Source organism: Streptomyces sp. NPDC087787, assembly GCF_044743035.1.
In the GTDB taxonomy this organism is placed as follows: domain Bacteria; phylum Actinomycetota; class Actinomycetes; order Streptomycetales; family Streptomycetaceae; genus Streptomyces.
Genome location: NZ_JBIUVQ010000005.1, coordinates 123,190 through 146,218 on the forward strand (window position 1 = coordinate 123,190; position 23,029 = coordinate 146,218).

A 23,029-nucleotide genomic window follows, 5' to 3' on the forward strand; every position below is an offset into this window, starting at 1 on the left:
CTTGAGACGAGGAGTTGGTCCCGCATGGCCGCCGAACTGACCGCACACGAGCTGATCGCCAGGCATCGGCCCACCCTGGACCAGGCGCTGGAGGCGATCCGCACCCGCGCGTACTGGTCGCCCCACCCCGAGCACCCCAAGGCCTACGGGGACAACGGCAGCCTCGACGCGGCCGCCGGCAAGGCCGCCTTCGACGCCGTCCTGAACACCCGCCTCGACCTCGGCCAGCCCGGCACGGACGACTGGGTGGGCGGGGAGGTCTCGCCGTACGGCATCGAGCTGGGCGTGAGCTATCCGCACGCGGACGTCGACGTGCTGCTGCCCGCCATGAAGGCCGGCCAGCGGGCGTGGCGGGACGCGGGCGCCGAGGCGCGCGCCATGGTGTGCGTGGAGATCCTCAAGCGGATCAGCGACCGGACGCACGAGTTCGCGCACGCGGTCATGCACACCTCCGGCCAGGCCTTCATGATGGCCTTCCAGGCGGGCGGCCCGCACGCCCAGGACCGTGGCCTCGAGGCGGTGGCGTACGCGTACGTGGAGCAGGTGCGCACCCCCGACACCGCCGAGTGGACCAAGCCGCAGGGCAAGCGCGACCCGCTCGCCCTCACCAAGCAGTTCACCGCCGTCCCGCGCGGCATCGCACTGGTCATCGGCTGCAACACCTTCCCCACCTGGAACGGCTTCCCGGGCCTGTTCGCCTCCCTCGCCACCGGCAACGCGGTCCTGGTCAAGCCGCACCCGCGCGCGGTGCTGCCGCTCGCGCTGACGGTGAAGACCGCCCGCGAGGTGCTCGCCGAGGCCGGCTTCGACCCGAACCTGATCGCGCTGACCGCCGAGCGTCCCGGCGAGGGCATCGCCAAGACGCTCGCCACCCGCCCCGAGATCAGGATCATCGACTACACGGGCTCGACGTCCTTCGGCGACTGGCTGGAGGCCAACGCCCGCCAGGCGCAGGTCTACACCGAGAAGGCCGGCGTCAACACGGTGCTCGTGGAGTCCACCGGCGACTACCAGGGGATGCTCGCCAACCTGGCCTTCTCGCTGTCCCTCTACAGCGGCCAGATGTGCACCACTCCGCAGAACCTGTTGATCCCCCGCGACGGCATCAGCACGGACCAGGGCCCCAAGTCCTTCGACGAGGTGGCCGCCGACCTCGCCAAGGCGGTGGACGGCCTCCTCGGCGACGACGCGCGCGCCAACGCGTTGCTCGGCGCGATCGTCAACCCGGACGTCAAGGCCCGCCTGGAGGCCGCCGCGGGCCTCGGCGAGGTCGCCCTCGCCTCCCGCGAGATCACCAACCCGGACTTCCCCGGCGCCGTCGTCCGCTCGCCGGTGATCGTGAAGCTGGACGGCGCCAAGCCGGACGCCGAGGCCGCCTACATGAGCGAGTGCTTCGGGCCCGTCTCCTTCGCCGTCGCCGTCGACTCGGCCGCCGACGCGGTGGAGCTGCTGCGCCGCACGATCCGCGAGAAGGGCGCGATGACGGTGGGCGCGTACACGACCGACGAGGAGGTCGAGCTGGCGGTGCGGGAGGCGTGCCTGGAGGAGGCCGCCCAGCTGTCGCTGAACCTCACCGGCGGGGTGTACGTCAACCAGACCGCCGCCTTCTCCGACTTCCACGGCTCCGGTGGCAACCCGGCGGCCAACGCGGCCCTCACCGACGGCGCGTTCGTCGCCAACCGCTTCCGCGTGGTGGAGGTCCGCCGGGAGGCGTAGGGCCTGTTGCGAAAGTCCCGTCGTCCGCCCGGAGGGCGGGCCTCGCGGCGTCAGGTGCGTGCTCTGGAGGTCCCCCTGCTCGAAGAGCTTGGGGGAGTGCCGGGCCCTGGCCCTCGTACTGGATGTACTCGGGTCAGGGCCCGGTGCGGCGAGAGTGCGTGCATGGCGTCGCGGGGCAGGCGGGACTTTCGCAACAGGCGCTAGGGTCGCTCAGGACGCGGGTGCGCCCCCGGTGGCGCTCCAGTGGTACAGCGTCATCGCCACACTGGTGGCGAGGTTGTAGCTGGAGACCTGGGGGCGCATCGGCAGCGCCAGCAGGTGGTCGGTGCGCGAGCGCAGTTCGGGGGACAGGCCGCTGCGCTCGGAGCCGAAGGCGAGCACGGCGTCGTCGGGCAGCTTCACCCCGCGGAGGTCCTCGCCCTCCGGGTCGAGCGCGAACAGCGGCCCGCGCGGGAGCTCGTCGACGTCCAGCCGCTCCACCGCGGTCGCGAAGTGCAGCCCCGCCCCGCCGCGCACCACGGTCGGATGCCAGGGGTCCAGGGTGCCCGTGGTGACCACTCCGGTCGCCCCGAAACCGGCGGCCAGGCGGATCACCGCCCCCGCGTTGCCCAGGTTGCGCGGCTGGTCCAGGACGACGACCGGCGCGCTGCGGGGCGCGTGCGCCAGCGTGCGCAGATTGGCCTCGCGGGAGGGCCGTACCGCGAGGGCCGCCACGGCGGTGGGATGCGGGCGCGGCACCAGGGAGGCGTACGTCTCCCGCGGCACCTCGCTCAGCAGGGCGTCCAGCGTGTCCCGCACGTCCGGCGCCAGCTCGCCGGCGAGGGCGAGCGCCGCGCGCCGGTCGGCGGTGACGGCCACCGGCACCTCGGCCCCGAAGCGCAGGGCGTGCTTGAGGGCGTGGAAGCCGTCGAGCAGCACGGAGCCGCCGGCCAGCCGGTGCCAGGCGCGTACGGGATCGTTCATGCCGGGAAGCCTACGTGGGTGGGTCCGGCCTCCTCCGGGGAGCGCGGGTCCTTCGCCGGGGGCCGGTCCCCGTCCCGCCGCAGTCGCGTACGCGCGCGTGCCGCCAGTCCGCCCAGGCGGCGCAGGAACGGCGTCGGCAGGAACACCGCGTCCGCCGCGATCATCGCCAGCGAGAAGAACGGCAGCCCCAGCACCACCGCGATCGCGGCGTGCTCGGTCATCATGACCGCCAGCAGGACGTTCTTCACCCGCCGGTTGAACAAGGTGAACGGGAAGGCGACCTGCGCCATCACCGTCCCGTAGGTCACCAGCATCACCATCGTGCCGCTGGCGGCCAGCAGACCGGCCAGGGCCGGCCAGGGCGAGAAGTAGTCCAGGTGCAGCGGGTAGTAGACGGCGGTGCCGTCCTGCCAGCGCGAGCCCTGGATCTTGTACCAGCCGGCCGTGGCGTAGATCAGGCAGGCCTCCGCCATGATCACGAGCAGGGCGCCGTTGTGGACGACGCGGGCGACGACGTCGAGCAGCATCCGCGGCTGCGCCGAGCGCGCCCACCGCCCGGCCGCCCACCACAGGGCCAGGCCCAGCCACACCGTCCACAGCAGGAGGGGCACGAACGCCTCGCCCTGCGCCCGGCCCGCCGCGGTGACCACGGCCAGGAACAGTCCCAGCACGCCCCACAGGGCGGGACCGGCCCGGTCGGGCACCCGCTCCCCGCGCGCGCGTGCCTCCCGTGTCCGCTCGGCCCGGCGCGCGTCCAGCGACCAGACCTGGCCGCAGCGGGTGAACACCAGGTACAGCGCCATCAGGTGCAGCACGTTGTCGCCGCCGTCGCCCACGAAGACACTGCGGTTCTGCAGGGAGAGCACGCCGACCATGAAGAGCACGGAGGTCGTACGGGTGCGCCAGCCCAGCGCGAACAGCAGGCTCGCCAGCAGGGCCAGCGCGTAGCACGTCTCGAACCAGAGGTTCCCGCGGAACCACAGCAGGGCCGTGAAGGCGCCGTTGTCCGAGGCCAGTTGCTGCGCCAGGTTCCAGCTCCACGGGCCGTCGGGGCCGTAGAGCTCATGGCGGTGGGGGAACTCGCGCAGCAGGAACAGCAGCCAGGTGAGTGAGAAGCCGATGCGTATGACGGCGCTCTGGTAGGGGCCGAGGGCCGCCTCGGTGACCTTGGCGATCCCGCGCGAGACCGCGAGCGTGAGACGGTTCACCGCCCGCCTCCCCGGGTCTCGCCGGCCGGCACCGTCCACCAGGGCAGCGTGCGGTAGGCCGGCTTGCCCGTCGCCTTCTCGCTGCTCCACGGGGGCGGGGGCACGTTGCTGGTACGGCTGCGGACCTGGACGCGTTCGAGGACGCCGCCCGCGCCGGCTGCGTCACCTCGTTCCAGGCGCAGCACCACGATGCGGCGCAGGTACTGCTCGGCCAGGGCGCCGCGCAGGCCCACCGGCCGGTTGTCGGCGTCGTGGGCGGCGCCGTAGAAGTCCCAGGCGCGGCGCAGCTCGTTCTGCTGGGTGTGGCTGGGCAGCAGGTTGCCGTCGATGGCCCGGCCGTCCTCGGCCGACAGGTCGTACCAGCCGGTGGTACGGGTGTCGCCGTCCGCGGTCCCGACCTCGGCGCGTACCTGGACGGCGATGTTCTGCTGGAGCGGGTTCGGCGCGAACAGCTTCCAGTTCTGCTCGAACTCCGGGTAGATCCACCCGTCGACGGCCTCGGCGTGCTGTCTGTTCACCGTGTTCGACGGCGTGACGTGCAGGAACACCATCCCGAGGTGCACACACACCGCGACGGCGACCACCGCGAGCGCCAGCACCGCACCCACCTGGTACGGCGCCGCCAACGCGGCGGCCCCGGAGGGGGGCGCCGCCGGGCCGCCGGGGGCGGGAACAGGCTCAGGGGCGGGTGCGGGTATCGGGAGCCGGACGTCCTCGTCCGGCCCGTCGGCGGCCTGCCCGTTCGGGTCGCTCCCGTCCGGCCCGTCAGCGGCCGTCAGGCCGTCGGTGGCCGTCAGGCCGTCCGTAGGGGCGCCGGCGGGGCCGGCCGTGGGCCGGGAGGCCTCGTCCGGGCGGGCGGCGTCCAGTCGGCTGGGGGCGCGTGAGGCGGTCGAGTCGTCGTCGTGCGCGTTCATCCCGCCCCGTTTCCGCTCCCGGTCCGTCCTGCGGCCGCCGCCCGCCCGCCCGCGGGGCGCCGTACCGCCGCGCGCACCGCTTCCCGGTGCCGTACCGGAACGGTACTCAGGGCCGCCCTCCGGGCACACCCCCGGGGCGTACCGGGCTCCCACGCACCTGCGGCCGTCGCCGCCCTCCCCGACCCTCCCACGCCTGACACACGGTCAGGCTCCCCTGGGATTCCTGGGATTGCAGGCCCCGGATCACGGGGTCACACCACCTGGCCGGGCTGCCCCTCGTCGGTCACCACGGGCCGGCCCGAGGCGGCCCACACCTGCATGCCGCCGTCGACGTTCACCGCGTCAACTCCCTGCTGGACCAGGTACATCGCGACCTGCGCCGACCGCCCGCCGGAGCGGCAGATCACATTGATCCGCCCGTCCTGGGGCGCCGCCCCGGTCAGTTCGCCGTACCGGGCCACGAACTCGCTCAGGGGGATGTGCAGCGCCCCCTCGGCGTGGCCCGCCCGCCACTCGTCGTCCTCGCGGACGTCCAGCAGGAAGTCGCCGTCCTCGAGGTCCTGAACGCCGACCGTGGGCACACCAGCTCCGAAATGCATACTGCGACGCTACCCGAAGCGCGCCGGAGGGATCCGGCACGGACCCGGCACCCGCTCACACACCGGTGACACGGGTCACTCCTGGCCCACCAGCTCGGCGAGCTCCGCCTCCCGCTCCGTGATCTCCTTGCGCAACTGCTCGGCGACCTCGTCGAGGAGACGGTCCGGGTCGTCGGGGGCCAGCCGGAGCATCCCGGCGATCGCGCCGTCCTCCAGGCCCTTGGCGACCAGCGTGAGCACCTCCTTGCGCTGGGCGAGCCATTCGAGGCGGGCGTAGAGCTCCTCGCTGCGGCTCGGCGGCTGCTCCTTGGGCTTCGGCCCCGCCGCCCACTCCGCGCCCAGCTCCCGCAGCCCGTCCTCGTCACCGCGCGCGTAGGCGGCGTTCACCCGGGTGAGGAAGTCCTCGCGCCGCTTGCGCTCGTCGTCCTCCTGCACCAGGTCGGGGTGGGCCTTGCGGGCCAGCTCGCGGTACAGCCGGCGGGCCTCCTCGCTGGGGCGCACCCGCTGCGGGGGCCGCACGGGCAGGTCGGTGAGCATCGCTACGGCCTCCGGGTACAGCCCACTGGAGTCCATCCAGCCGTTCATCAGCTCGTCGACCCCGGGGATCGGCTGCAGATCGGCCCGCGCCTCCTGCGCCTTGCGCAGGTCCTCGGGGTCACCGGTACGCGCGGCCCTGGCCTCGGCCGTGAGTACCTTCAGCTCCTCCAGCCGGGCGTAGAGCGGTCCGAGTCTCTGCTCGTGCAGGCGGGCGAAGTTCTCGACCTCCACTCGGAAGGTCTCCACCGCGATCTCGTACTCGATGAGCGCCTGTTCGGCGGCCCGTACGGCCCGCTCCAACCGTTCCTCGGGCCGCGCCGAAGCGCCCTCGGACGTCGCCCGGTCCGCCCCGGCGACGTCACCCTGCTCAGCTTCCGGGGTCGTCACCCGACCAGACTAGTGCCCCGCGCAACACGCTCCGGCCCACCGCCACGACGGCCGCGCCGCCCGGCTCCCCCGGCCCTTGTCCAGCACGTGAGATACCTCACGCACCCGGGACCCGGCCGACGTGTGCACTCCCTCACATGCGTCAGCACAACGAAAAACGGGCCCCACCGTGACTTCCGTCACTGGCGGAGACCCGTTCATCGGTATCTCATGGTGCGCGAGGGGGGAGTTGAACCCCCACGCCCTTGCGGGCACTGGAACCTGAATCCAGCGCGTCTGCCTATTCCGCCACCCGCGCATTGGGTGTGTCCTCCGGCTCCATCCCCCCTTGGGGCGGCGCCTTCCGACATGCAGAACATTAGCACGGCCCGGACGGTGGATTCACATCCCTTTCCCCAGGGCAGGCGCCCGGCACCGGCCCCGGCCGACCCGCCTGCCGTGCGGGGCCGGCGGCCCCGCACGGCCCCGTACGGCGTATCGCGGACGGAGTCCCGTTCCGTATCGAGGAGCGCCCGTTCACGTATCAACCTCGTACCGGTCACCCCCTTCTGCCCAGGAGCCGGGCAAGGTCGGCCGCCGGGTGCGGGACACTGGTCTGCGACCCCCTCTACGATCCTGGGCAGAAGTACCGAGTGACACCGGGCACGCGACGGGTGTCGACACCCGTCGACAGGGCCGACAGGGGGAACCAGCCGATTCACCGGCGCGTGGATACGATCAGTAAGCAGTACCAGGCAGGCAATACGCAGCACGACGGCAAGACCCGCAGTGACGGCAACTACGGAGGAGGTGCCCCATGGGAGTCCTGAAGAAGTTCGAGCAGCGTCTCGAAGGTCTGGTCAACGGCACCTTCGCCAAGGTCTTCAAGTCCGAGGTCCAGCCCGTGGAGATCGCGGGTGCGCTCCAGCGCGAGTGCGACAACAACGCGACGATCTGGAACCGCGACCGCACCGTCGTACCCAATGACTTCATCGTGGAGCTCAGCGCACCCGACTTCGAGCGTCTGAGCCCCTACTCCGGCCAGCTCGGCGACGAGCTCGCCGGCATGGTGCGCGACTACGCCAAGCAGCAGCGCTACACCTTCATGGGGCCGATCAAGGTCCACCTGGAGAAGGCCGAGGACCTGGACACCGGTCTGTACCGGGTGCGCAGCCGTACGCTCGCCTCCTCCAGCAGCCAGCAGGCGCCACAGGCTCCCTCGGCCGGCCCGGCCGGCCGTCCCGCCGCCCCCGGCGGATACGGCTACCCGCCCGCCGCGGGCCCCTCGGCGGCGCCCCCCATGCCGGCCGCGCCGCCGCCCGGCGCCCGCCCCGGCGGCTACGGCTACCCGCCCGCCGCCCAGCGGCCCGCGCCCGCCCCGGCGGCCGGCGGCGCCACCCGCTACTGGATCGAGATCAACGGCACCCGCCACCAGATCTCCCGCCCGACACTCGTGCTCGGCCGCAGCACCGAGGCCGACGTGCGGATCGACGACCCCGGCGTCTCCCGCCGGCACTGCGAGATCCGGACCGGAACGCCCTCGACGATCCAGGATCTCGGGTCCACCAACGGCATCGTGGTGGACGGGCAGCACACCACCCGCGCTACGCTCCGCGACGGCTCGCGGATCGTCGTGGGCAGCACCACCATCATTTACCGGCAAGCCGAAGGGTGAAGCGGGGGCAATGTCAGAGCTGACCCTCACGGTCATGCGGCTGGGTTTCCTGGCCGTACTGTGGCTGTTCGTGATCGTGGCCGTGCAGGTCATCCGCAGCGACCTGTTCGGTACGCGCGTCACCCAGCGGGGGTCCCGCAGGGAGACCGCCCGGCCGCAGCAGGCCGCGCGCCAGGCCGCGGCGCCGCCGCAGCAGCGCGGTCAGCAGGGCGGTGGCCGCCAGCGCCGCAACGCCCCCACCAAACTCGTGGTGACCGAGGGCATCCTCACCGGCACCACCGTCGCGCTGCAGGGCCAGACCATCAGCCTGGGCCGCGCGCACGACTCCACGATCGTGCTGGACGACGACTACGCCTCCAGCCGCCATGCCAGGATCTACCCGGACCAGGGCGGTCAGTGGATCGTCGAGGACCTCGGATCCACCAACGGCACGTACCTGGACCGGAACCGGCTGACGACCCCCACACCGATCCCGCTGGGCGCGCCGATCCGCATCGGCAAGACCGTCATCGAGCTGCGGAAGTAATACGACTAATGAGCGAGCGGAGCGAGCACGCAACGGCGGCCGGCACCCCGGGCCCCGGCGCGCTCCCGACCGGAGGGTGGGCACCGTGCGGATGTACCCGGAGCCGACGGGCGAGGTGCGCATGAGTCTGTCACTGCGCTTCGCCGCCGGATCGCACAAAGGCATGATCCGCGAGGGCAACGAGGATTCCGGTTACGCCGGCCCGCGGCTGCTCGCGATCGCCGACGGAATGGGCGGCCAGGCCGCGGGTGAGGTCGCCTCCTCCGAGGTGATCTCCACGATCGTCGCCCTCGACGACGACATCCCCGGCTCCGACATCCTCACCTCGCTCGGCACCGCCGTACAGCGCGCCAACGACCAGCTGCGCGCCATGGTCGAGGAGGACCCCCAGCTCGAGGGCATGGGCACCACGCTCACCGCCCTGCTGTGGACCGGCCAGCGACTCGGCCTGGTGCACGTCGGCGACTCGCGCGCCTACCTCCTGCGCGACGGCGTGCTGACCCAGATCACGCAGGACCACACCTGGGTGCAGCGCCTCGTCGACGAGGGGCGCATCACCGAGGAGGAGGCCAGCACCCACCCGCAGCGCGCGCTGCTCATGCGCGCCCTCGGCAGCGGCGAACACGTCGAACCCGACCTGTCCATCCGCGAGGTGCGCGCCGGCGACCGCTACCTGATCTGCTCCGACGGCCTCAGCGGCGTCGTCTCCCACCAGACGATGGAGGAGACCCTCGCCGGCTACCAGGGCCCGCAGGAGACCGTGCAGGAACTGATCCAGTTCGCGCTGCGCGGCGGCGGCCCGGACAACATCACCGTGATCGTCGCCGACGTCCTCGATCTGGACACCGGCGACACCCTCGCCGGACAGCTCTCCGACACCCCGGTCGTGGTCGGCGCGGTCGCCGAGAACCAGAACCACCTGCACGACAACGGCATCATGCAGACCCCCGCCGGACGCGCCTCGGGCCTCGGCCGCCAGGTACCCGGACAGGGCGGCGGTGGCGGCGAGTTCGGCCCGCCCGGCTCCGGCGGCGACACCGCCGGCTACGCCCCCGCGGGCGAATACGGCGAGGACGACTTCGTCAAACCCCGCAAGAGCCGCAGGTGGCTCAAGCGCTCCTTCTACAGCGTGCTCACGCTCGCGGTCCTCGGCGGCGGCCTCTACGGCGGCTACCGCTGGACGCAGACGCAGTACTTCGTCGGCGCCAACGAGGAGCACGTCGCCCTGTACCGGGGCATCAGCCAGGACCTGGCGTGGCTGAAGCTGTCGAAGATCCACACCGACCACCCCGAGATCGAACTCAAGTACCTGCCGTCCTACCAGCAGCAGCAGGTCAGAGCGACGATCACCGCGGGCGGTCTGGCCAACGCCCAGAAGAAGATCGACGAGCTGTCCGTGCAGGCCTCCGCGTGCAAGAAGGAGGTCCAGCGCCGCACCGCCGAGGACAAGAACGGCGCCAAGGCCGAGGAGGGCCAGGCGGGCGGCACCACCGGCGCCGGCGCCACCACGGGAACCACCCGCACCGCCTTCACGTCCAAGGCGACACCGGCGCCGAACCCGTCGACGGCCACGTCCCCGTCCTCCCCGTCCGCGTCCGCCACCGCGTCCACTCCCAGCCCCGGCCCCACTCTCTCGGAGGAAGAGCAGAAGGTCGTCTCGCTGTGCGGTAAGCAGTAGGCAAGCCGTGAGAGGCCCTGTCACACGATGAGCACTACCAACCCGTCGACGCAGCACACGTCCACGATCGGTGCGATCGGCGCGCCCAGCCGCCGCAACACCGAGCTTGCGCTGCTGGTCTTCGCCGTCGCCATCCCGGTGTTCGCCTACGCCAACGTGGGCTTGGCCATCAACGGCCAGGTGCCCGCGGGCCTGCTGAGCTACGGCCTGGGCCTCGGTCTGCTGGCCGGTGTCGCGCACCTCGTCGTCCGCAAGTTCGCCCCGTACGCGGACCCGCTGCTGCTGCCGCTGGCCACGCTGCTGAACGGGCTCGGACTGGTCGTCATCTGGCGCCTGGACCAGTCGAAACTGCTGCAGGCCATCGACCAGGCGGGAACGGCCGCGCCGCGGCAGCTGCTGTACACGGCGCTGGGCATCGCCCTGTTCGTGGTCGTGATGATCTTCCTCAAGGACCACCGCGTCCTGCAGCGCTACACCTACATCTCCATGGTCGGCGCACTGATCCTGCTGCTGCTGCCCCTGGTACCCGGCCTCGGACAGGACATCTTCGGCGCCAAGATCTGGATCTCGGTCGCCGGATTCTCCATCCAGCCCGGTGAGTTCGCGAAGATCGTGCTGGCGGTCTTCTTCGCCGGCTACCTGATGGTGAAGCGCGACGCGCTCGCCCTCGCCAGCCGCCGCTTCATGGGCCTGTACCTGCCGCGCGGCCGCGACCTCGGCCCGATCCTGGTCGTCTGGTTCATCTCGATCCTGATCCTGGTCTTCGAGACCGACCTCGGTACGTCGCTGCTGTTCTTCGGAATGTTCGTCATCATGCTGTACGTCGCCACCGAGCGGACCAGCTGGATCGTCTTCGGTCTGCTGATGTCCGCCGTCGGCGCCGTCGGCGTGGCCAGCTTCGAGACGCACGTCCAGCAGCGCGTCCAGGCCTGGCTCAACCCGATGAAGGAGTACGCGCTCAGCCAGAAGGGCGTCAGCGGCCACTCCGAGCAGTCCATGGAAGCGCTCTGGGCGTTCGGCTCCGGCGGCACCCTCGGCTCCGGCCTCGGCCAGGGCCACTCCGACCTCATCAAGTTCGCCGCCAACTCCGACTTCATCCTCGCCACCTTCGGCGAGGAGCTGGGCCTGGCCGGCCTCATGGCCATCCTGCTGATCTACGCCCTGATCGTGGAACGCGGCGTGCGCACCGCGCTGGCCGCCCGCGACCCCTTCGGCAAGCTGCTCGCCGTCGGCCTGTCCGGCGCCTTCGCGCTCCAGGTCTTCGTCGTGGCCGGCGGTGTGATGGGCCTCATCCCGCTGACCGGTATGACGATGCCCTTCCTGGCGTACGGCGGTTCCTCCGTCCTCGCCAACTGGGCCCTGATCGGCATCCTGATCCGGATCAGCGACACCGCCCGCAGACCGGCGCCCGCTCCCGCCTCCAACCCCGACGCCGAGATGACCCAGGTGGTCCGCCCGTGAACAAGCCCCTGCGCCGAATCGCGATCTTCTGCGGTCTCCTCGTCCTCACCCTGCTCGTCCGTGACAACTGGATCCAGTACGTCAAGGCCGACACCCTCAAGAACGACAAGCACAACCGCCGCGTCACCATCGCCCGTTACGCGACCCCGCGCGGCGACATCATCGTCGGCGGCGGCAACCCGATCACCGGGTCGGTCGAGACCAAGAGCAACGGACTCAACGACCTCAAGTACAAGCGCACGTACAAGAACGGCCCCATGTGGGCGCCGGTCACCGGGTTCACCTCCCAGGCCTTCGGCGCCACCCAGCTGGAGTCCATCGAGGACGGCATCCTCACCGGCAACGACGACCGGCTGTTCTTCCGCAACACCCTGGACATGATCACCGGCAAGCCCAAGCAGGGCGGCAACGTGGTCACCACGCTCAACCCGGCCGCGCAGAAGGCCGCCTACGACGGCCTGAAGAAGGTCGGCGGCAAGGGTGCCGCGGTGGCCCTCGACCCCGCCACCGGCAAGATCCTCGCCCTGGCGTCCTACCCGTCCTACGACCCGTCGTCGTTCGCCGGCAACTCCAACAAGGACGCCGAGGCCTGGAAGAAGCTCCAGAAGACGGCCGACCCCAACGACCCGATGCTGAACCGGGCACTGCGCGAGACCTACCCGCCGGGCTCCACCTTCAAGGTGGTCACCGCGGCCGCCGCGCTGGAGAACGGCCTGTACAAGTCGGCGGACGAAGCCACCAGCACGCCACTGCCGTGGATCATGCCGGGCACGACGACGCCGCTGCCGAACGAGGGCAACATCCCCTGCGAGAACGCCACCATGCGCACGGCGCTGCGGGTGTCCTGCAACACCGTCTTCGGCAAGATCGGCGCGGACCTCGGCAACGCCAAGATGCTCGAGGAGGCGAAGAAGTTCGGCTTCGACAGCGAGCAGTTCACGCCGGTGCGCAGCAACGCCTCGGTGTTCTCCGACGACATGAACGAGTCGCAGACGGCCCTGTCCTCCATCGGCCAGTTCAACACCGCCGCCACCCCGCTCCAGATGGCCATGGTCGCCTCCGCCGTCGCCAACGACGGCAAGCTGATGAAGCCGTACATGGTCGACAAGCTGCAGTCGCCCAACGTGGACACCCTGGAGCAGACGGAGCCGCAGGAACTGAGCCGGCCGCTCAGCTCGCAGAACGCCCAGATCCTCCAGTCGATGATGGAGACCGTCGTCAAGGACGGCACCGGCCAGAACGCGAAGATCAACGGCGTCACGGTGGGCGGCAAGACCGGTACCGCCCAGCACGGCGTCGACAACAGCGAGAAGCCGTACGCCTGGTTCATCTCCTACGCCAAGCTCGCCGACGGCAGCTCGCCGGTCGCCGTGGCCGTGGTGGTCGAGGACAACAACGCCAACCGCGACGACATCTCCGGCGGCGGCCTGGCGGCTCCCATCGCGAAGAACGTCATGGAGGCGGTCATCAGCGCCAGGCAGTGAGTCCCGTCACGCCCCCTTCACATCGGTGCACGTTGCGATACCGGTCCTGTATCGGGTGACGGGCTTGGCCAAGTCACACAGAGCGAGCCGGGTACGGTAGGCCCGGACAGCAGCCTCCGGCGGCACAAGGGTGCCGGTCGGGACCGACGGAGAGGGCTGGTAGGTAGCTATGGAAGAGCCGCGTCGCCTCGGCGGCCGGTACGAGCTGGGCCATGTGCTCGGCCGTGGTGGCATGGCGGAGGTGTACCTCGCGCATGACACCCGGCTGGGACGCACCGTGGCGGTGAAGACGCTCCGCGCCGACATGGCGCGCGACCCTTCCTTCCAGGCCCGGTTCCGCCGGGAGGCCCAGTCGGCCGCCTCGCTCAACCATCCCGCGATCGTCGCGGTCTACGACACGGGCGAGGACTACATCGACGGGGTCTCGATCCCGTACATCGTGATGGAGTACGTCGACGGCTCCACGCTCCGTGAACTGCTGCACAGCGGCCGCAAGCTGCTGCCGGAGCGGTCGATGGAGATGACCATCGGCATCCTCCAGGGCCTGGAGTACGCCCACCGCAGCGGCATCGTCCACCGCGACATCAAGCCTGCCAACGTCATGCTGACCCGCAACGGCCAGGTCAAGGTCATGGACTTCGGCATCGCCCGCGCCATGGGCGACTCCGGCATGACCATGACGCAGACGGCGGCCGTCATCGGCACCGCCCAGTACCTGTCTCCCGAGCAGGCCAAAGGCGAGCAGGTCGACGCGCGCTCGGACCTCTACTCGACGGGTTGCCTGCTCTACGAGCTGCTGACGGTCCGCCCGCCCTTCGTGGGCGACTCCCCGGTCGCGGTGGCCTACCAGCACGTGCGCGAGGAGGCGCAGCCGCCGAGCGTCTTCGACCCGGAGATCACGCCCGAGATGGACGCGATCGTGATGCGGGCGCTGGTCAAGGACCCCGACTACCGCTACCAGTCCGCCGACGAGATGCGCGCCGACATCGAGGCCTGCCTCGACGGCCAGCCGGTCGCGGCCACGGCAGCCATGGGCGCGGTCGGTTACGGCGGCTACCCCGACGACCAGCCGACCACCGCCCTGCGCTCCGACGCCGGAGCCGCGGGCGCGACGACGATGCTGCCGCCCATGAACCCGGACGACGGCGGCTACGGCTACGACGACCGCCCCGACCGGCGCCGTCAGAAGAAGTCCAACACCTCGACGATCATGCTGATCGTCGCCGGCCTCCTGGTCCTCGTCGGCGCGATCTTCATCGGCATGTACGCCTTCAGCGGCAACGGCGTCAAAAACGACGAGTTGACCGTCCCCGTCTTCGTCGGCCAGACGAAGAGCGAGGCCCAGGAGTCGGCCAGGAACGCCAGCATCGAAGTGGCCTTCACCCAGGACACCTGCGACGACCAGCCCAAGGGCAAGGTCTGCTCGCAGGATCCCAAGGACGGCAAGATCAAGAAGGGCGACACGGTCAACCTTGTGCTGTCCACCGGGGCGCCGAAGGTGACGGTTCCCGATGTCCGCGGCGTGACCTTCGACAAGGCGGAGTCCCAGCTGGTGGACAAGGGCTTCAAGGTCGAGAAGAAGACCGAGGAGTCCGACCAGACCCCCGACGTGGTCATCAGCCAGGACCCCGAGGGCGACACGGAGAAGGAGAAGGGCTCCACCATCACGCTCACGGTCGCCACGGAGAAGAGGCAGGTCGCGGTCCCGGACGTCGCGGGCAGGACCTGCCAGGAGGCCCAGCAGCTGCTTCAGGGCGTCAACCTCAACAGCACGTGCAGTGAGGTGCCCACCGACGACCCCAACCGGGACGGCAAGGTCGTCCAGACCGACCCGGGCATCGGCCAGCAGGCCGACAAGGGTTCGAGCGTGAACATCCAGATCGGCAAGTTCCAGCAGCAGAAGAAGAAGGTGCCCGACGTCCGCGGCCGAACGGTGGCGGAGGCCAGGCAGATACTCGCGGCTGAGGGCTTCACCAACGTCCAGTTCGCCGATGGCAGCAACCAGGACGACAACTCGGTGGTCTTCAAGCAGGATCCGGGCGAAGGCCAAGAGGTCGACGACCCCGGCAGCACCCAGATCACGCTGACCACCTTCGGGGGCGGAGGCAACAACAGGGGCAACGGCGGATTCTTCGGCGGCTGACCCCCGACCCCGGCGACACTCAGAGCCCCGGCTCCCCTCCGACAAGGGGAACCGGGGCTCCGTCGTACGCCGGTCAGCTCATCGCAGTTCCGCCGGTGGGGTCCGCCTGGCGTCGACCTTCTCCGTGCGGACCAGTTCGCCCCAGACCACGTAGCGGTAGCGGGAGGTGTACACCGGCGTGCAGGTCGTCAGGGTGATGTAGTGGCCGGGCTTCTTGACGCCCGACTCCTCGGGGACCGAGGACAGGACCTGGACGTTGTACTTGGAGGTCTCCGGGAGGATGTCGTAGACCTTGTAGACGTACCACTTGTCCTTGGTCTCGAAGACGACCGGATCGCCCACGCGCACCTTGTCGATGTTGTGGAACTTCGCGCCGTGACCGTCCCGGTGGGCGGCGAGGGTGAAGTTGCCGGCCTTGCCGGACGTCGGAAGGGTCGCCTTGGCGGGGTCCGTGTAGTAGCCGGCCACCCCGTCGTTGAGGACCTCCTCCGCCGTGCCCTTCTTGACCAGGACCTCGCCGTTGTGCATGGACGGCACGTGCAGGAAGCCGATGCCGTCCTTGGTGTCCAGCGCTCCGGGGCCGCCGGGCACGGAATGGGCCCACTCGTCGCGGACCTTGCCGCCCTCCCGGTCGGCCTTGCGGTCCGCCAGGACGTTCGTCCACCACAGGGAGTAGACGACGAACAGGCCGAGGACCAGACCCGTCGTGATCAGGAGCTCACCGAAGACGCTGACGGCGAACGCCAGCGGGCCGGTCCCCCGGCGGCGCCGCCCGCGGCCGGCGCCCGACGCGTCACCGTGCCCTTCGCGGCCGTCGGTGTGCCCTGCCGTGTCGTCCGTGGTCGCTGCCACTGTTCATCCGCCCTTTAACTGACGAGCGCATCCGGCTTTCCCTTGCTGCGCGGCCGTTCCTCGACCATCCTGCCCCAGACGATCATCCGGTACTTGCTGGTGAACTCCGGTGTGCAGGTGGTCAGCGTGATGTAACGGCCCGGCCCGGTGAAGCCCGACCCCTTGGGAACGGGATCGAGGACGCTGATGTTGGCCGGCGAGGTCACCGGCAGGATCGACGCCATCTTGTAGACGAAGTACGTGTCCTGCGTCTCCACGACGATCGCGTCGCCCGGCGAGAGCTTGTTGATGTAGCGGAACGGCTCACCGTGCGTGTTGCGGTGACCCGCCAGTCCGAAGTTGCCCGTCTTCGCGTCGGGCATCGCCGTGTTCAGATCGCCGTTGCCGTAGTGCCCGACCATGCCCTTGTCCAGCACCTTCGCCTTGCTGGTGCCCTCCGCGACGGGCACCACCACGTCCAGCTTCGGGATGTGCAGGAGGGCGAAGCCCTGCCCCGGCTCGAACGTCCCGGGGTTGCGCTTACCGCTCGCCCAGTCGTCCTGGAGCTGGTGCGCCTCACTGCCCGCCTGCGCGTGCGCCCGGACGTTCGTCCACCACAACTGGTAGGTGACGAAGAGCAGCATCACCACACCGGTGCTGATGAACAGCTCGCCGATGACCCGGCTGGCGATCACGGCCGGGCTCGCCCTGCGCGCCCGCGCCTGCCGGCGCGCCTCCATCCGGGACAGCGGCGCCGACGACCGGTCCGCCGGGCTGTCCTCCTCCGGCAGCGGGCCACCCGCGGCCCCACGACGGCCGTTACGGCGCCTGGCGGCCTTTCTGCGGGCCGCGCGCCCCCCCGGCGAGGGCGAGGGGGCCTGCGCGGCGGAAGAGGCGCCAGGCGACGGTTCCGGGATCCGCAGCGCCATCGTCTCGTCGTCGGCGGGAGGCAGATACGCCGTCGCGTCGCCCGAGGACCCGTACGGCGCCGCCGCGCTCTGCGGGGGCACGTGCGGGGCGTTCTGCTGGGGCGCCGCCCCCTGCGGCCCGTAGGACGCGGCGTAGGGGTCCTGGGGCGCGCTCTGCGCCTGGCCGGCCCCGTACCACCCGTCGAACGCGTCCGGTCCCCCGTACGACTGCTGCCCGTACGAGGTGTCCGTCTCGCGCTCGGGGCGCAGCGCGGTCACGCCGTGGCCCTGCCCACCACCGGGGCGAGCCCCGCCGACCTCGCCACGGCCTCCTTGTCGCCGCACTCCGCCAGCCAGTTGGCCAGCATCCGGTGCCCGTGCTCGGTCAGCACCGACTCCGGATGGAACTGCACGCCCTCGACGGGGAGTTCACGGTGTCGCAGGCCCATGATGATGCCGTCCTGCGTGCGGGCCGTGACCACCAGCTCGTCGGGCACGGTCGCCGGCTCGGCGGCCAGGGAGTGGTAGCGGGTCGCCGTGAAGGGGGAGGGCAGGCCCGCGAAGACGCCCGTGCCCTCGTGCTCCACCGGTGAGGTCTTTCCGTGCAGCAGCTCGGGCGCGCGGTCCACCACACCGCCGTAGGCCACCTGCATCGACTGCATGCCCAGGCACACGCCGAAGACGGGGACACCGGTCGCGGCGCAGTGCCGGACCATCTCCACGCAGACACCGGCCTGCTCGGGCGTGCCCGGCCCCGGCGAGAGCAGTACGCCGTCGAAGCCGTCCTGCGCGTGCGCCGTCGACACCTCGTCGTTGCGCAGCACCTCGCACTCGGCCCCCAGCTGGTACAGGTACTGGACCAGGTTGAAGACGAAGCTGTCGTAGTTGTCGACGACGAGAATCCGCGCACTCACTGGTTGTCCACCGTCACATCGTTGAAGGGAAGCAGCGGTTCGGCCCACGGGAAGACGTACTGGAACAGGGCGTAGACCACGGCGAGGACGAGCACCAGTGAGATCAGCGCCCTCACCCACACGTTCCCCGGCAGATGCCGCCAGATCCAGCCGTACATGCCGTCCCTTCCGTCTCCCACGGCACCAGACTCACGCCGTACGCCACCAGACTAACGGCGCGGCGCCCGAGGTTTCCCGGCCTCCGCGAGCCGGGCGGATACCGCCTGCGCCCGGACGTACGTGGCAACAGCGTCGATCACCTCAACGACCGCGGACCCGGTTTTGTACGGCCCTTTGTCGATCCGATACGCGAACCGGGCCGTTCCGTTCACCAGTACGACTACTGCACCGGCTTCGCGTAGTGCAGGTCCACCGTGCCCGAGTAGCCGGGCAGGGTGGCGGTTCCCTCGTCGGTGACCTTCCAGCCCAGGCCGTAGACGTTGACGTACACCATGTAGTTCTGGATCGCCGGGGAGTCCGCGAGCGCCTTCTGGAGCTTCGCCGGGTCGCCGACCGCCGTGATCCTGTACGGCGGCGAGTAGACGCGGCCCTGGAGGATCAGCGTGTTGCCCACGCAGCGCACCGCGCTGGTGGAGATCAGCCGCTGGTCCATCACCTTGATGCCCTGGGCGCCGCCGTTCCACAGCGCGTTGACCACGGCCTGGAGGTCCTGCTGGTGGATCACCAGGTAGTCGGGCTGCGGCTCGGGGTAGCCGGGCAGCTTCGCGGTGGCGTCGGGCGGGGCGTCGTTGAGTGTGACCGTGATCGCCCTGCCCGTGAGCTTCTGCGTGCCCGCGCTCGTCTCCAGGCCGGTCAGCCTGCCGTCCTGGGGCTTGCCGCCGTCGTCGCGCGCGGCGAGGGACTCGATGTCGTCGCGCAGGGCTGCGTTGGACTCGTCGAGTTCCTTGTTCTTCCGGCTGCGCTCCTGGACGAGGTCGGACAGCTTCAGCAGGGACGTGTCCGTGCGGATGTTGGTGCCCTTGGCCGTGTTGAAACTGGTGAAGAAGATCAACCCGGCGAGGGCGAAGACGGCCACGGTGAGGATCCGCACAGGCCTCGGGCGGCGCGTGCGGGCCGGGCCGGCACCCGTCCCCGAGAAGTCGGCGGAATTGGTCAACGTACCCTTATCTCCTTCGGCGCCGCGGAAGCACTACGCTAACGGACGTCCGGGGGAGTGCTCAGAGTGCCCTTGTACGCTGCTCCGGAGCCAGCCCAGTTCCCTGCGCGGCCACCAGCGCATCGACAGGAGAGACCCTCGTGCCGAAGTCACGTATCCGCAAGAAGGCCGACTACACGCCGCCGCCCGCCAAGCAGGCGGCGAGTATCAAGCTGGAGGGCCGCGGCTGGGTCGCGCCCGTCATGCTGGCGCTGTTCCTCATCGGGCTGGCCTGGATCGTCGTCTTCTACGTGACCGACGGCTCACTGCCCATCAAGGCCATCGACAACGTGAACATCGTCGTGGGCTTCGGCTTCATCGCCGCCGGGTTCGCCGTCTCCACGCAGTGGAAGTGACGTCGTCCCTCCGGTGAACGCAGCTCTGCCCACGGCTATCCGCTGAGTTATCCACAGGCCGGTGAAAATTTCCACATGCTGCCTGGGGAAAACGCTGATGATCTGTGGATAACCCGCCTGCCGTTGACGCCGGTACGACTGTCACACCGCTCCTCCAGAGCATGCACGCCCCCTGCCTGACCTGCGACAACACAGGACATCGGCAGGGGGCGCACCCGTTCCCGCACGCTATGCACAAGATCCGACACCAGTTGTGGACAACGGACGCTCTCAGGTGAGCTGAACCGTTCTGAGTACCGTCAGCACGACGACGACCGCCAGCACCAGCGCACACGTGCCGTACTGCACCAGGTCACGCCGCTCGCGCGGGGCGTGCACCATCGCGTACCCCACCACGACACCGGCGACCAGGCCGCCGATGTGCGCCTGCCAGGCGATGCCGCTCCAGCTGAAGGTGAAGATCAGGTTGATCACCAGCAGGGCGATGATCGGCCGCATGTCGTAGTTGAGCCGCCGCATCAGCACCGCGGTGGCACCGAACAGCCCGAAGATGGCGCCCGAGGCACCGAGCGTTGCCTGGCTGGGCGAGGCGAGCAGGTACGTCAGCGCTCCGCCCGCGAGCCCGGAGACGAAGTAGAGCGACAGATAGCGCAGCCGGCCCAGGGCCGCCTCCAGGGGGCCGCCCAGCCACCACAGGCTCAGCATGTTGAAGCCGATGTGCCAGATCTCCCGGTGCGTGAACATCGAGCTCACCAGGCGGTACCACTCGCCGTCCGCGACACCCGAGGTGGGGGTGAAGGGAGCCGGCGGCCAGGCGCCGATCAGGACCAGGTCCCCGAGGAGCGAGGAGTCGGCGCTGACCGCGATGAACACCGCGACGTTGATCCCGATGAGGATCTTGGTGAGCAGACGGGGATCGGCGGTCATGGTGCCGCCGGCCAGCGTGCGCGGCCGCGACGCGGCGGGCGGGTGCCCGGTGCCGGAGCCGCCACGGACGCAGTCCGGGCACTGGAAGCCCACAGAGGCGTCGACCATGCACTCGGGGCAGATCGCCCGGTCGCAGCGGGCACAGCGAATGCCGGTCTCGCGACCCGGATGGCGGTAGCAGGCCGGCAGGCGGTGGGCGTCCGGCGGGCCCTGGTCCGCCGGGTCCTGGCCCGTCGGGCCCGTCGGGCTGCCTGGTGCCTGGTCCATGGGGCTCCCCTCGATTCGTCCTGCTGTCCTGCTCGTCCTACTGGTCCCGCCGGCCCGCCGCGAAACACGGCCGCGGCTGCTCGTGGGCAACGCACCGCCCCGCCCATCCTTACGGACAAGCGGGGCGTTTGGTTCCCTCGCGGGGCCCTCGGGACGAGCCCTTGACTCAGCCTTCGCGGGTCTCGACGACGACCGACTCGATGACGACGTCCTTGAGCGGGCGGTCGGTGCGCGGGTTGGTCTGCGCGGTCGCGACGGTGTCGATGACCTTCTGGCTGGCCGCGTCCGTGACCTCGCCGAAGATGGTGTGCTTGCGGTTCAGCCACGACGTCGGGGCGACCGTGATGAAGAACTGCGAGCCGTTGGTGCCCGGACCCGCGTTGGCCATGGCCAGCAGGTAGGGCCTGTCGAAGGAGAGGTCCGGGTGGAACTCGTCCTTGAACTGGTAGCCGGGACCGCCGGTGCCGTTGCCCAGCGGGTCACCGCCCTGGATCATGAAACCGCTGATCACCCGGTGGAAGACCGTGCCGTCGTAGAGCTTCGCCTTGGACTTCTCGCCGGTGGCGGGGTGGGTCCACTCACGCTCGCCCGTGGCGAGTTCGACAAAGTTCCGGACCGTCTCGGGAGCGTGGTTCGGCAGGAGCCGGACCTCGATGTCGCCGTGGTTGGTCTTCAGGGTGGCGTAGAGCTGCTCAGCCACGATCTGCCTTCCGTTGTCTTCCTGTGACTCCCCGATCCTCGCACGGCCCGCGCCGTGCGTCGCCCGGCGGTCGGTTCCCCGGGGGAGATCCGCCGATTCGGTTGCGGAGAACGGGGCGAGTCGTCCCGGACGGGAGCGCGGCGCGGCGATCCGTGGCATTGTCGACGACAAGCTCCTGTTGCTCCGCATTCATCCCCTATCGATTCAGCCCTTGCCGCACGTGCCCGCCTCCTGGCGGACTTCCGGCCGGCAGGGCCGGCGCGGTGACCACGTGCGTCACCCGTGACCCGGATGCCCGGTCGCACATGCCACCGGGCCCGTTGGCAGGCATGATCCGTAAAAGGGTGGAAAGTCGAATTACCGTACGCCACCGAGGAGGAGGAACCCGTGACCCGCATCGACAGCGTGCGCGCCGCGACCGGCTCGGCGAAGGACAGCGTGCTGCACGCCGCGGAAGTGGTGGCGCCCTACGCCGACACGGCCAGGGACAGGGCCGCGCACTACGCACACGAGGCACGCGTACGGCTCGCGCCGAAGGTGACGCTGGCCGCCGACCAGGCCCGCGTCCAGTACGGCGCCTATGTGGCACCCCGGCTGGAGCAGGCCCGCACGCAGGCCATGGCCCATGTGCCGCCGAAGATCGACCAGGCCGCCCAGGAAGCCGCCGAGCGGGCGCGCCGGGCCGCCCGGCAGGCCGCCGAGTACTCCCGGCCGCGGATCGAGCAGGCGATGGCCGCGGCGGCGCCGGTCGCGGACGAGGCCGCAGCGCGCGGTGCCGCCGCGCTGGTGGCGCTGCGCGGCCAGGTCCCGGCCCGGAAGATCCAGAAGCTGGCCCGCACGCAGCAGCGGCGTGCGCGGGCCGGGCGCGCGGTGAAGCTGCTCGCGCTGGCGGGCGCGCTCGCCGGCGGTGCCTTCGCCGCCTGGAAGTGGTGGGACAAGCAGGCCAACCCCGACTGGCTGGTGGAGCCGCCGGCCGCGACGGAGGTGCCCGAGTCGGGCCGGCTGACGTCCGTGGACGGCACCGGCCAGTCCGTGCTGGACCCCGAGGTCCAGGCGAAGGAGGACGAGGAGACGTCGGACCGCGACGAGTAGGGCCGCCCCCGGAGACAGAAGAGCCCGCCTGACCGGTGTGTCCACTGGTCGGGCGGGCTTTTGTCGCGATCACGCGGGTCCCGTTCCGCGTGTGGGTAGGTTGAGTTTGCCTGGGCACCGACAAGATCTGAGGGGGACCCCATGCTCGACGCGATCACAGGCACCGTCGCCATCGGCGTCACGGCGGCATTGGCAGTCGCCGGCGACCGTGCCTCGAAGAAGCGCGAGAAGGCGTTCTGGGAGCGCTACGGATCCTTCGAGGGCTTCCGGGGCCAGGTCGACGAGGAGAGGATCCAGCGGGTGCGCAGGGAGCGGGGCGACGTCGCCGCCATCAAGGCGGTACGGCAGAGCTACCCGTACGTCTCGCTCCTCTTCGCCAAGCGCTACGTGGAGGAACTCCCGGCGTAGCCGTCGCCATGCGTGCGCACCGCGCACGCACGAAGAATGCCCTCCGAGACCGCGTTTTGCAGATCGGAGGGCATTTCACCGGTGGAGCCTAGGGGAGTCGAACCCCTGACATCTGCCATGCAAAGACAGCGCTCTACCAACTGAGCTAAGGCCCCGGAAGA

Annotated in this window: 21 protein-coding genes, 2 tRNA genes and 1 pseudogene; 10 read left to right on the forward strand and 14 right to left on the reverse strand. The window is 70.4% G+C overall.

Features of this window, described 5'->3' with window-relative positions; genetic code table 11:
• The first annotated feature begins 24 nt into the window (after nt 1-24).
• Nucleotides 25-1,716, forward strand: coding sequence for a phenylacetic acid degradation protein PaaN (paaN, locus tag ACIOWN_RS10245; RefSeq protein WP_362350627.1), 1,692 nt, complete (start codon nt 25-27; stop codon nt 1,714-1,716).
• A gap of 210 nt (nt 1,717-1,926) precedes the next feature.
• Here the strand turns inward: paaN and ACIOWN_RS10250 are convergent, their stop codons facing one another.
• The 6 genes from ACIOWN_RS10250 to ACIOWN_RS10275 form a co-directional block, all read right to left on the reverse strand.
• Entirely contained in the window at nt 1,927-2,679 is a 753-nt protein-coding gene (locus tag ACIOWN_RS10250; protein WP_362350629.1) for a TrmH family RNA methyltransferase, read from the reverse strand.
• Nucleotides 2,676-3,887 (reverse strand): HTTM domain-containing protein, encoded by a 1,212-nt coding sequence (locus tag ACIOWN_RS10255; RefSeq protein WP_362350632.1) that lies wholly within the window; start codon nt 3,885-3,887, stop codon nt 2,676-2,678. The genes ACIOWN_RS10250 and ACIOWN_RS10255 overlap by 4 nt, the downstream gene beginning before the upstream one ends.
• Nucleotides 3,884-4,801 carry a DUF5819 family protein gene (locus tag ACIOWN_RS10260; RefSeq protein WP_362350635.1) on the reverse strand — a complete coding sequence of 306 codons (918 nt, stop codon included), beginning with the start codon at nt 4,799-4,801 and terminating at the stop codon, nt 3,884-3,886. Before ACIOWN_RS10260 ends, ACIOWN_RS10255 begins: the two co-directional genes overlap by 4 nt.
• Before the next feature lie 251 nt (nt 4,802-5,052).
• Nucleotides 5,053-5,382, reverse strand: coding sequence for a rhodanese-like domain-containing protein (locus ACIOWN_RS10265; protein WP_362351006.1), 330 nt, complete (start codon nt 5,380-5,382; stop codon nt 5,053-5,055).
• A gap of 93 nt (nt 5,383-5,475) precedes the next feature.
• A complete protein-coding gene (locus ACIOWN_RS10270) occupies nt 5,476-6,324 on the reverse strand; it encodes a hypothetical protein (protein WP_362350638.1) in 849 nt (282 codons plus the stop codon).
• Between the two features lie 211 nt (nt 6,325-6,535).
• Nucleotides 6,536-6,622, reverse strand: a tRNA-Leu gene (locus tag ACIOWN_RS10275).
• 498 nt (nt 6,623-7,120) lie between these two features.
• Between ACIOWN_RS10275 and ACIOWN_RS10280 the strand changes: the two genes are divergently transcribed.
• The 6 genes from ACIOWN_RS10280 (at nt 7,121) to pknB (ending at nt 15,270) form a co-directional block, all read left to right on the forward strand.
• Nucleotides 7,121-7,978, forward strand: coding sequence for a DUF3662 and FHA domain-containing protein (locus tag ACIOWN_RS10280; RefSeq protein WP_362350641.1), 858 nt, complete (start codon nt 7,121-7,123; stop codon nt 7,976-7,978).
• A 10-nt stretch (nt 7,979-7,988) separates the two neighbouring features.
• Entirely contained in the window at nt 7,989-8,504 is a 516-nt protein-coding gene (locus tag ACIOWN_RS10285) for an FHA domain-containing protein (RefSeq protein ID WP_362350644.1), read from the forward strand.
• A 121-nt stretch (nt 8,505-8,625) separates the two neighbouring features.
• A complete protein-coding gene (locus ACIOWN_RS10290; RefSeq protein WP_362350646.1) occupies nt 8,626-10,182 on the forward strand; it encodes a Stp1/IreP family PP2C-type Ser/Thr phosphatase in 1,557 nt (518 codons plus the stop codon).
• 27 nt (nt 10,183-10,209) lie between these two features.
• Nucleotides 10,210-11,643: an FtsW/RodA/SpoVE family cell cycle protein gene (locus tag ACIOWN_RS10295; protein ID WP_362350648.1), complete on the forward strand. Its 1,434-nt coding sequence runs from the start codon at nt 10,210-10,212 to the stop codon at nt 11,641-11,643.
• The gene (locus tag ACIOWN_RS10300; RefSeq protein ID WP_362350651.1) at nt 11,640-13,127 is read left to right on the forward strand and encodes a penicillin-binding protein 2; all 1,488 of its coding nucleotides are present in this window, start codon (nt 11,640-11,642) and stop codon (nt 13,125-13,127) included. Before ACIOWN_RS10295 ends, ACIOWN_RS10300 begins: the two co-directional genes overlap by 4 nt.
• 169 nt (nt 13,128-13,296) lie before the next feature.
• Nucleotides 13,297-15,270, forward strand: coding sequence for a Stk1 family PASTA domain-containing Ser/Thr kinase (gene pknB, locus ACIOWN_RS10305; protein WP_362350654.1), 1,974 nt, complete (start codon nt 13,297-13,299; stop codon nt 15,268-15,270).
• Nucleotides 15,271-15,348: 78 nt separating this feature from the next.
• Here pknB and ACIOWN_RS10310 read toward each other — a convergent pair whose 3' ends face one another.
• The 5 genes and pseudogenes from ACIOWN_RS10310 to ACIOWN_RS10330 all read right to left on the reverse strand — a co-directional run bounded on the left by ACIOWN_RS10310 (nt 15,349) and on the right by ACIOWN_RS10330 (nt 19,079).
• Nucleotides 15,349-16,122 carry a class E sortase gene (locus ACIOWN_RS10310; protein WP_401981469.1) on the reverse strand — a complete coding sequence of 258 codons (774 nt, stop codon included), beginning with the start codon at nt 16,120-16,122 and terminating at the stop codon, nt 15,349-15,351.
• Nucleotides 16,123-16,136: 14 nt separating this feature from the next.
• Nucleotides 16,137-17,288 carry a class E sortase gene (locus ACIOWN_RS10315; protein WP_362350657.1) on the reverse strand — a complete coding sequence of 384 codons (1,152 nt, stop codon included), beginning with the start codon at nt 17,286-17,288 and terminating at the stop codon, nt 16,137-16,139.
• The gene (locus tag ACIOWN_RS10320) at nt 17,285-17,923 is read right to left on the reverse strand and encodes an aminodeoxychorismate/anthranilate synthase component II (RefSeq protein ID WP_100570552.1); all 639 of its coding nucleotides are present in this window, start codon (nt 17,921-17,923) and stop codon (nt 17,285-17,287) included. The genes ACIOWN_RS10315 and ACIOWN_RS10320 overlap by 4 nt, the downstream gene beginning before the upstream one ends.
• Nucleotides 17,920-18,128: pseudogene (locus tag ACIOWN_RS10325) on the reverse strand (hypothetical protein). The gene ACIOWN_RS10320 and the pseudogene ACIOWN_RS10325 overlap by 4 nt, the downstream one beginning before the upstream one ends.
• Before the next feature lie 174 nt (nt 18,129-18,302).
• Nucleotides 18,303-19,079 (reverse strand): DUF881 domain-containing protein, encoded by a 777-nt coding sequence (locus ACIOWN_RS10330; RefSeq protein ID WP_362350660.1) that lies wholly within the window; start codon nt 19,077-19,079, stop codon nt 18,303-18,305.
• Nucleotides 19,080-19,219: 140 nt separating this feature from the next.
• Here ACIOWN_RS10330 and crgA point away from each other — a divergent pair, with 140 nt between their 5' ends.
• Nucleotides 19,220-19,474: a cell division protein CrgA gene (gene crgA / locus ACIOWN_RS10335; RefSeq protein WP_362350663.1), complete on the forward strand. Its 255-nt coding sequence runs from the start codon at nt 19,220-19,222 to the stop codon at nt 19,472-19,474.
• 270 nt (nt 19,475-19,744) lie between these two features.
• Here crgA and ACIOWN_RS10340 read toward each other — a convergent pair whose 3' ends face one another.
• Together ACIOWN_RS10340 and ACIOWN_RS10345 are read right to left on the reverse strand one after the other, a co-directional pair.
• Complete coding sequence (locus tag ACIOWN_RS10340) at nt 19,745-20,668, reverse strand: rhomboid family intramembrane serine protease (protein ID WP_362350666.1); 924 nt, start codon at nt 20,666-20,668, stop codon at nt 19,745-19,747.
• Between the two features lie 166 nt (nt 20,669-20,834).
• On the reverse strand, nt 20,835-21,368 hold the full coding sequence (locus tag ACIOWN_RS10345; RefSeq protein WP_362350669.1) for a peptidylprolyl isomerase: 534 nt from the start codon (nt 21,366-21,368) through the stop codon (nt 20,835-20,837).
• Nucleotides 21,369-21,755: 387 nt separating this feature from the next.
• Here ACIOWN_RS10345 and ACIOWN_RS10350 point away from each other — a divergent pair, with 387 nt between their 5' ends.
• Nucleotides 21,756-22,460: a DUF5324 family protein gene (locus ACIOWN_RS10350; protein WP_326803268.1), complete on the forward strand. Its 705-nt coding sequence runs from the start codon at nt 21,756-21,758 to the stop codon at nt 22,458-22,460.
• 141 nt (nt 22,461-22,601) lie between these two features.
• A complete protein-coding gene (locus ACIOWN_RS10355) occupies nt 22,602-22,868 on the forward strand; it encodes a hypothetical protein (protein WP_362350672.1) in 267 nt (88 codons plus the stop codon).
• A gap of 82 nt (nt 22,869-22,950) precedes the next feature.
• On the opposite strand, the gene ACIOWN_RS10360 is transcribed toward ACIOWN_RS10355, so the two are convergent.
• A tRNA-Ala gene (locus tag ACIOWN_RS10360) sits at nt 22,951-23,023 on the reverse strand.
• Nucleotides 23,024-23,029: the final 6 nt, after the last annotated feature.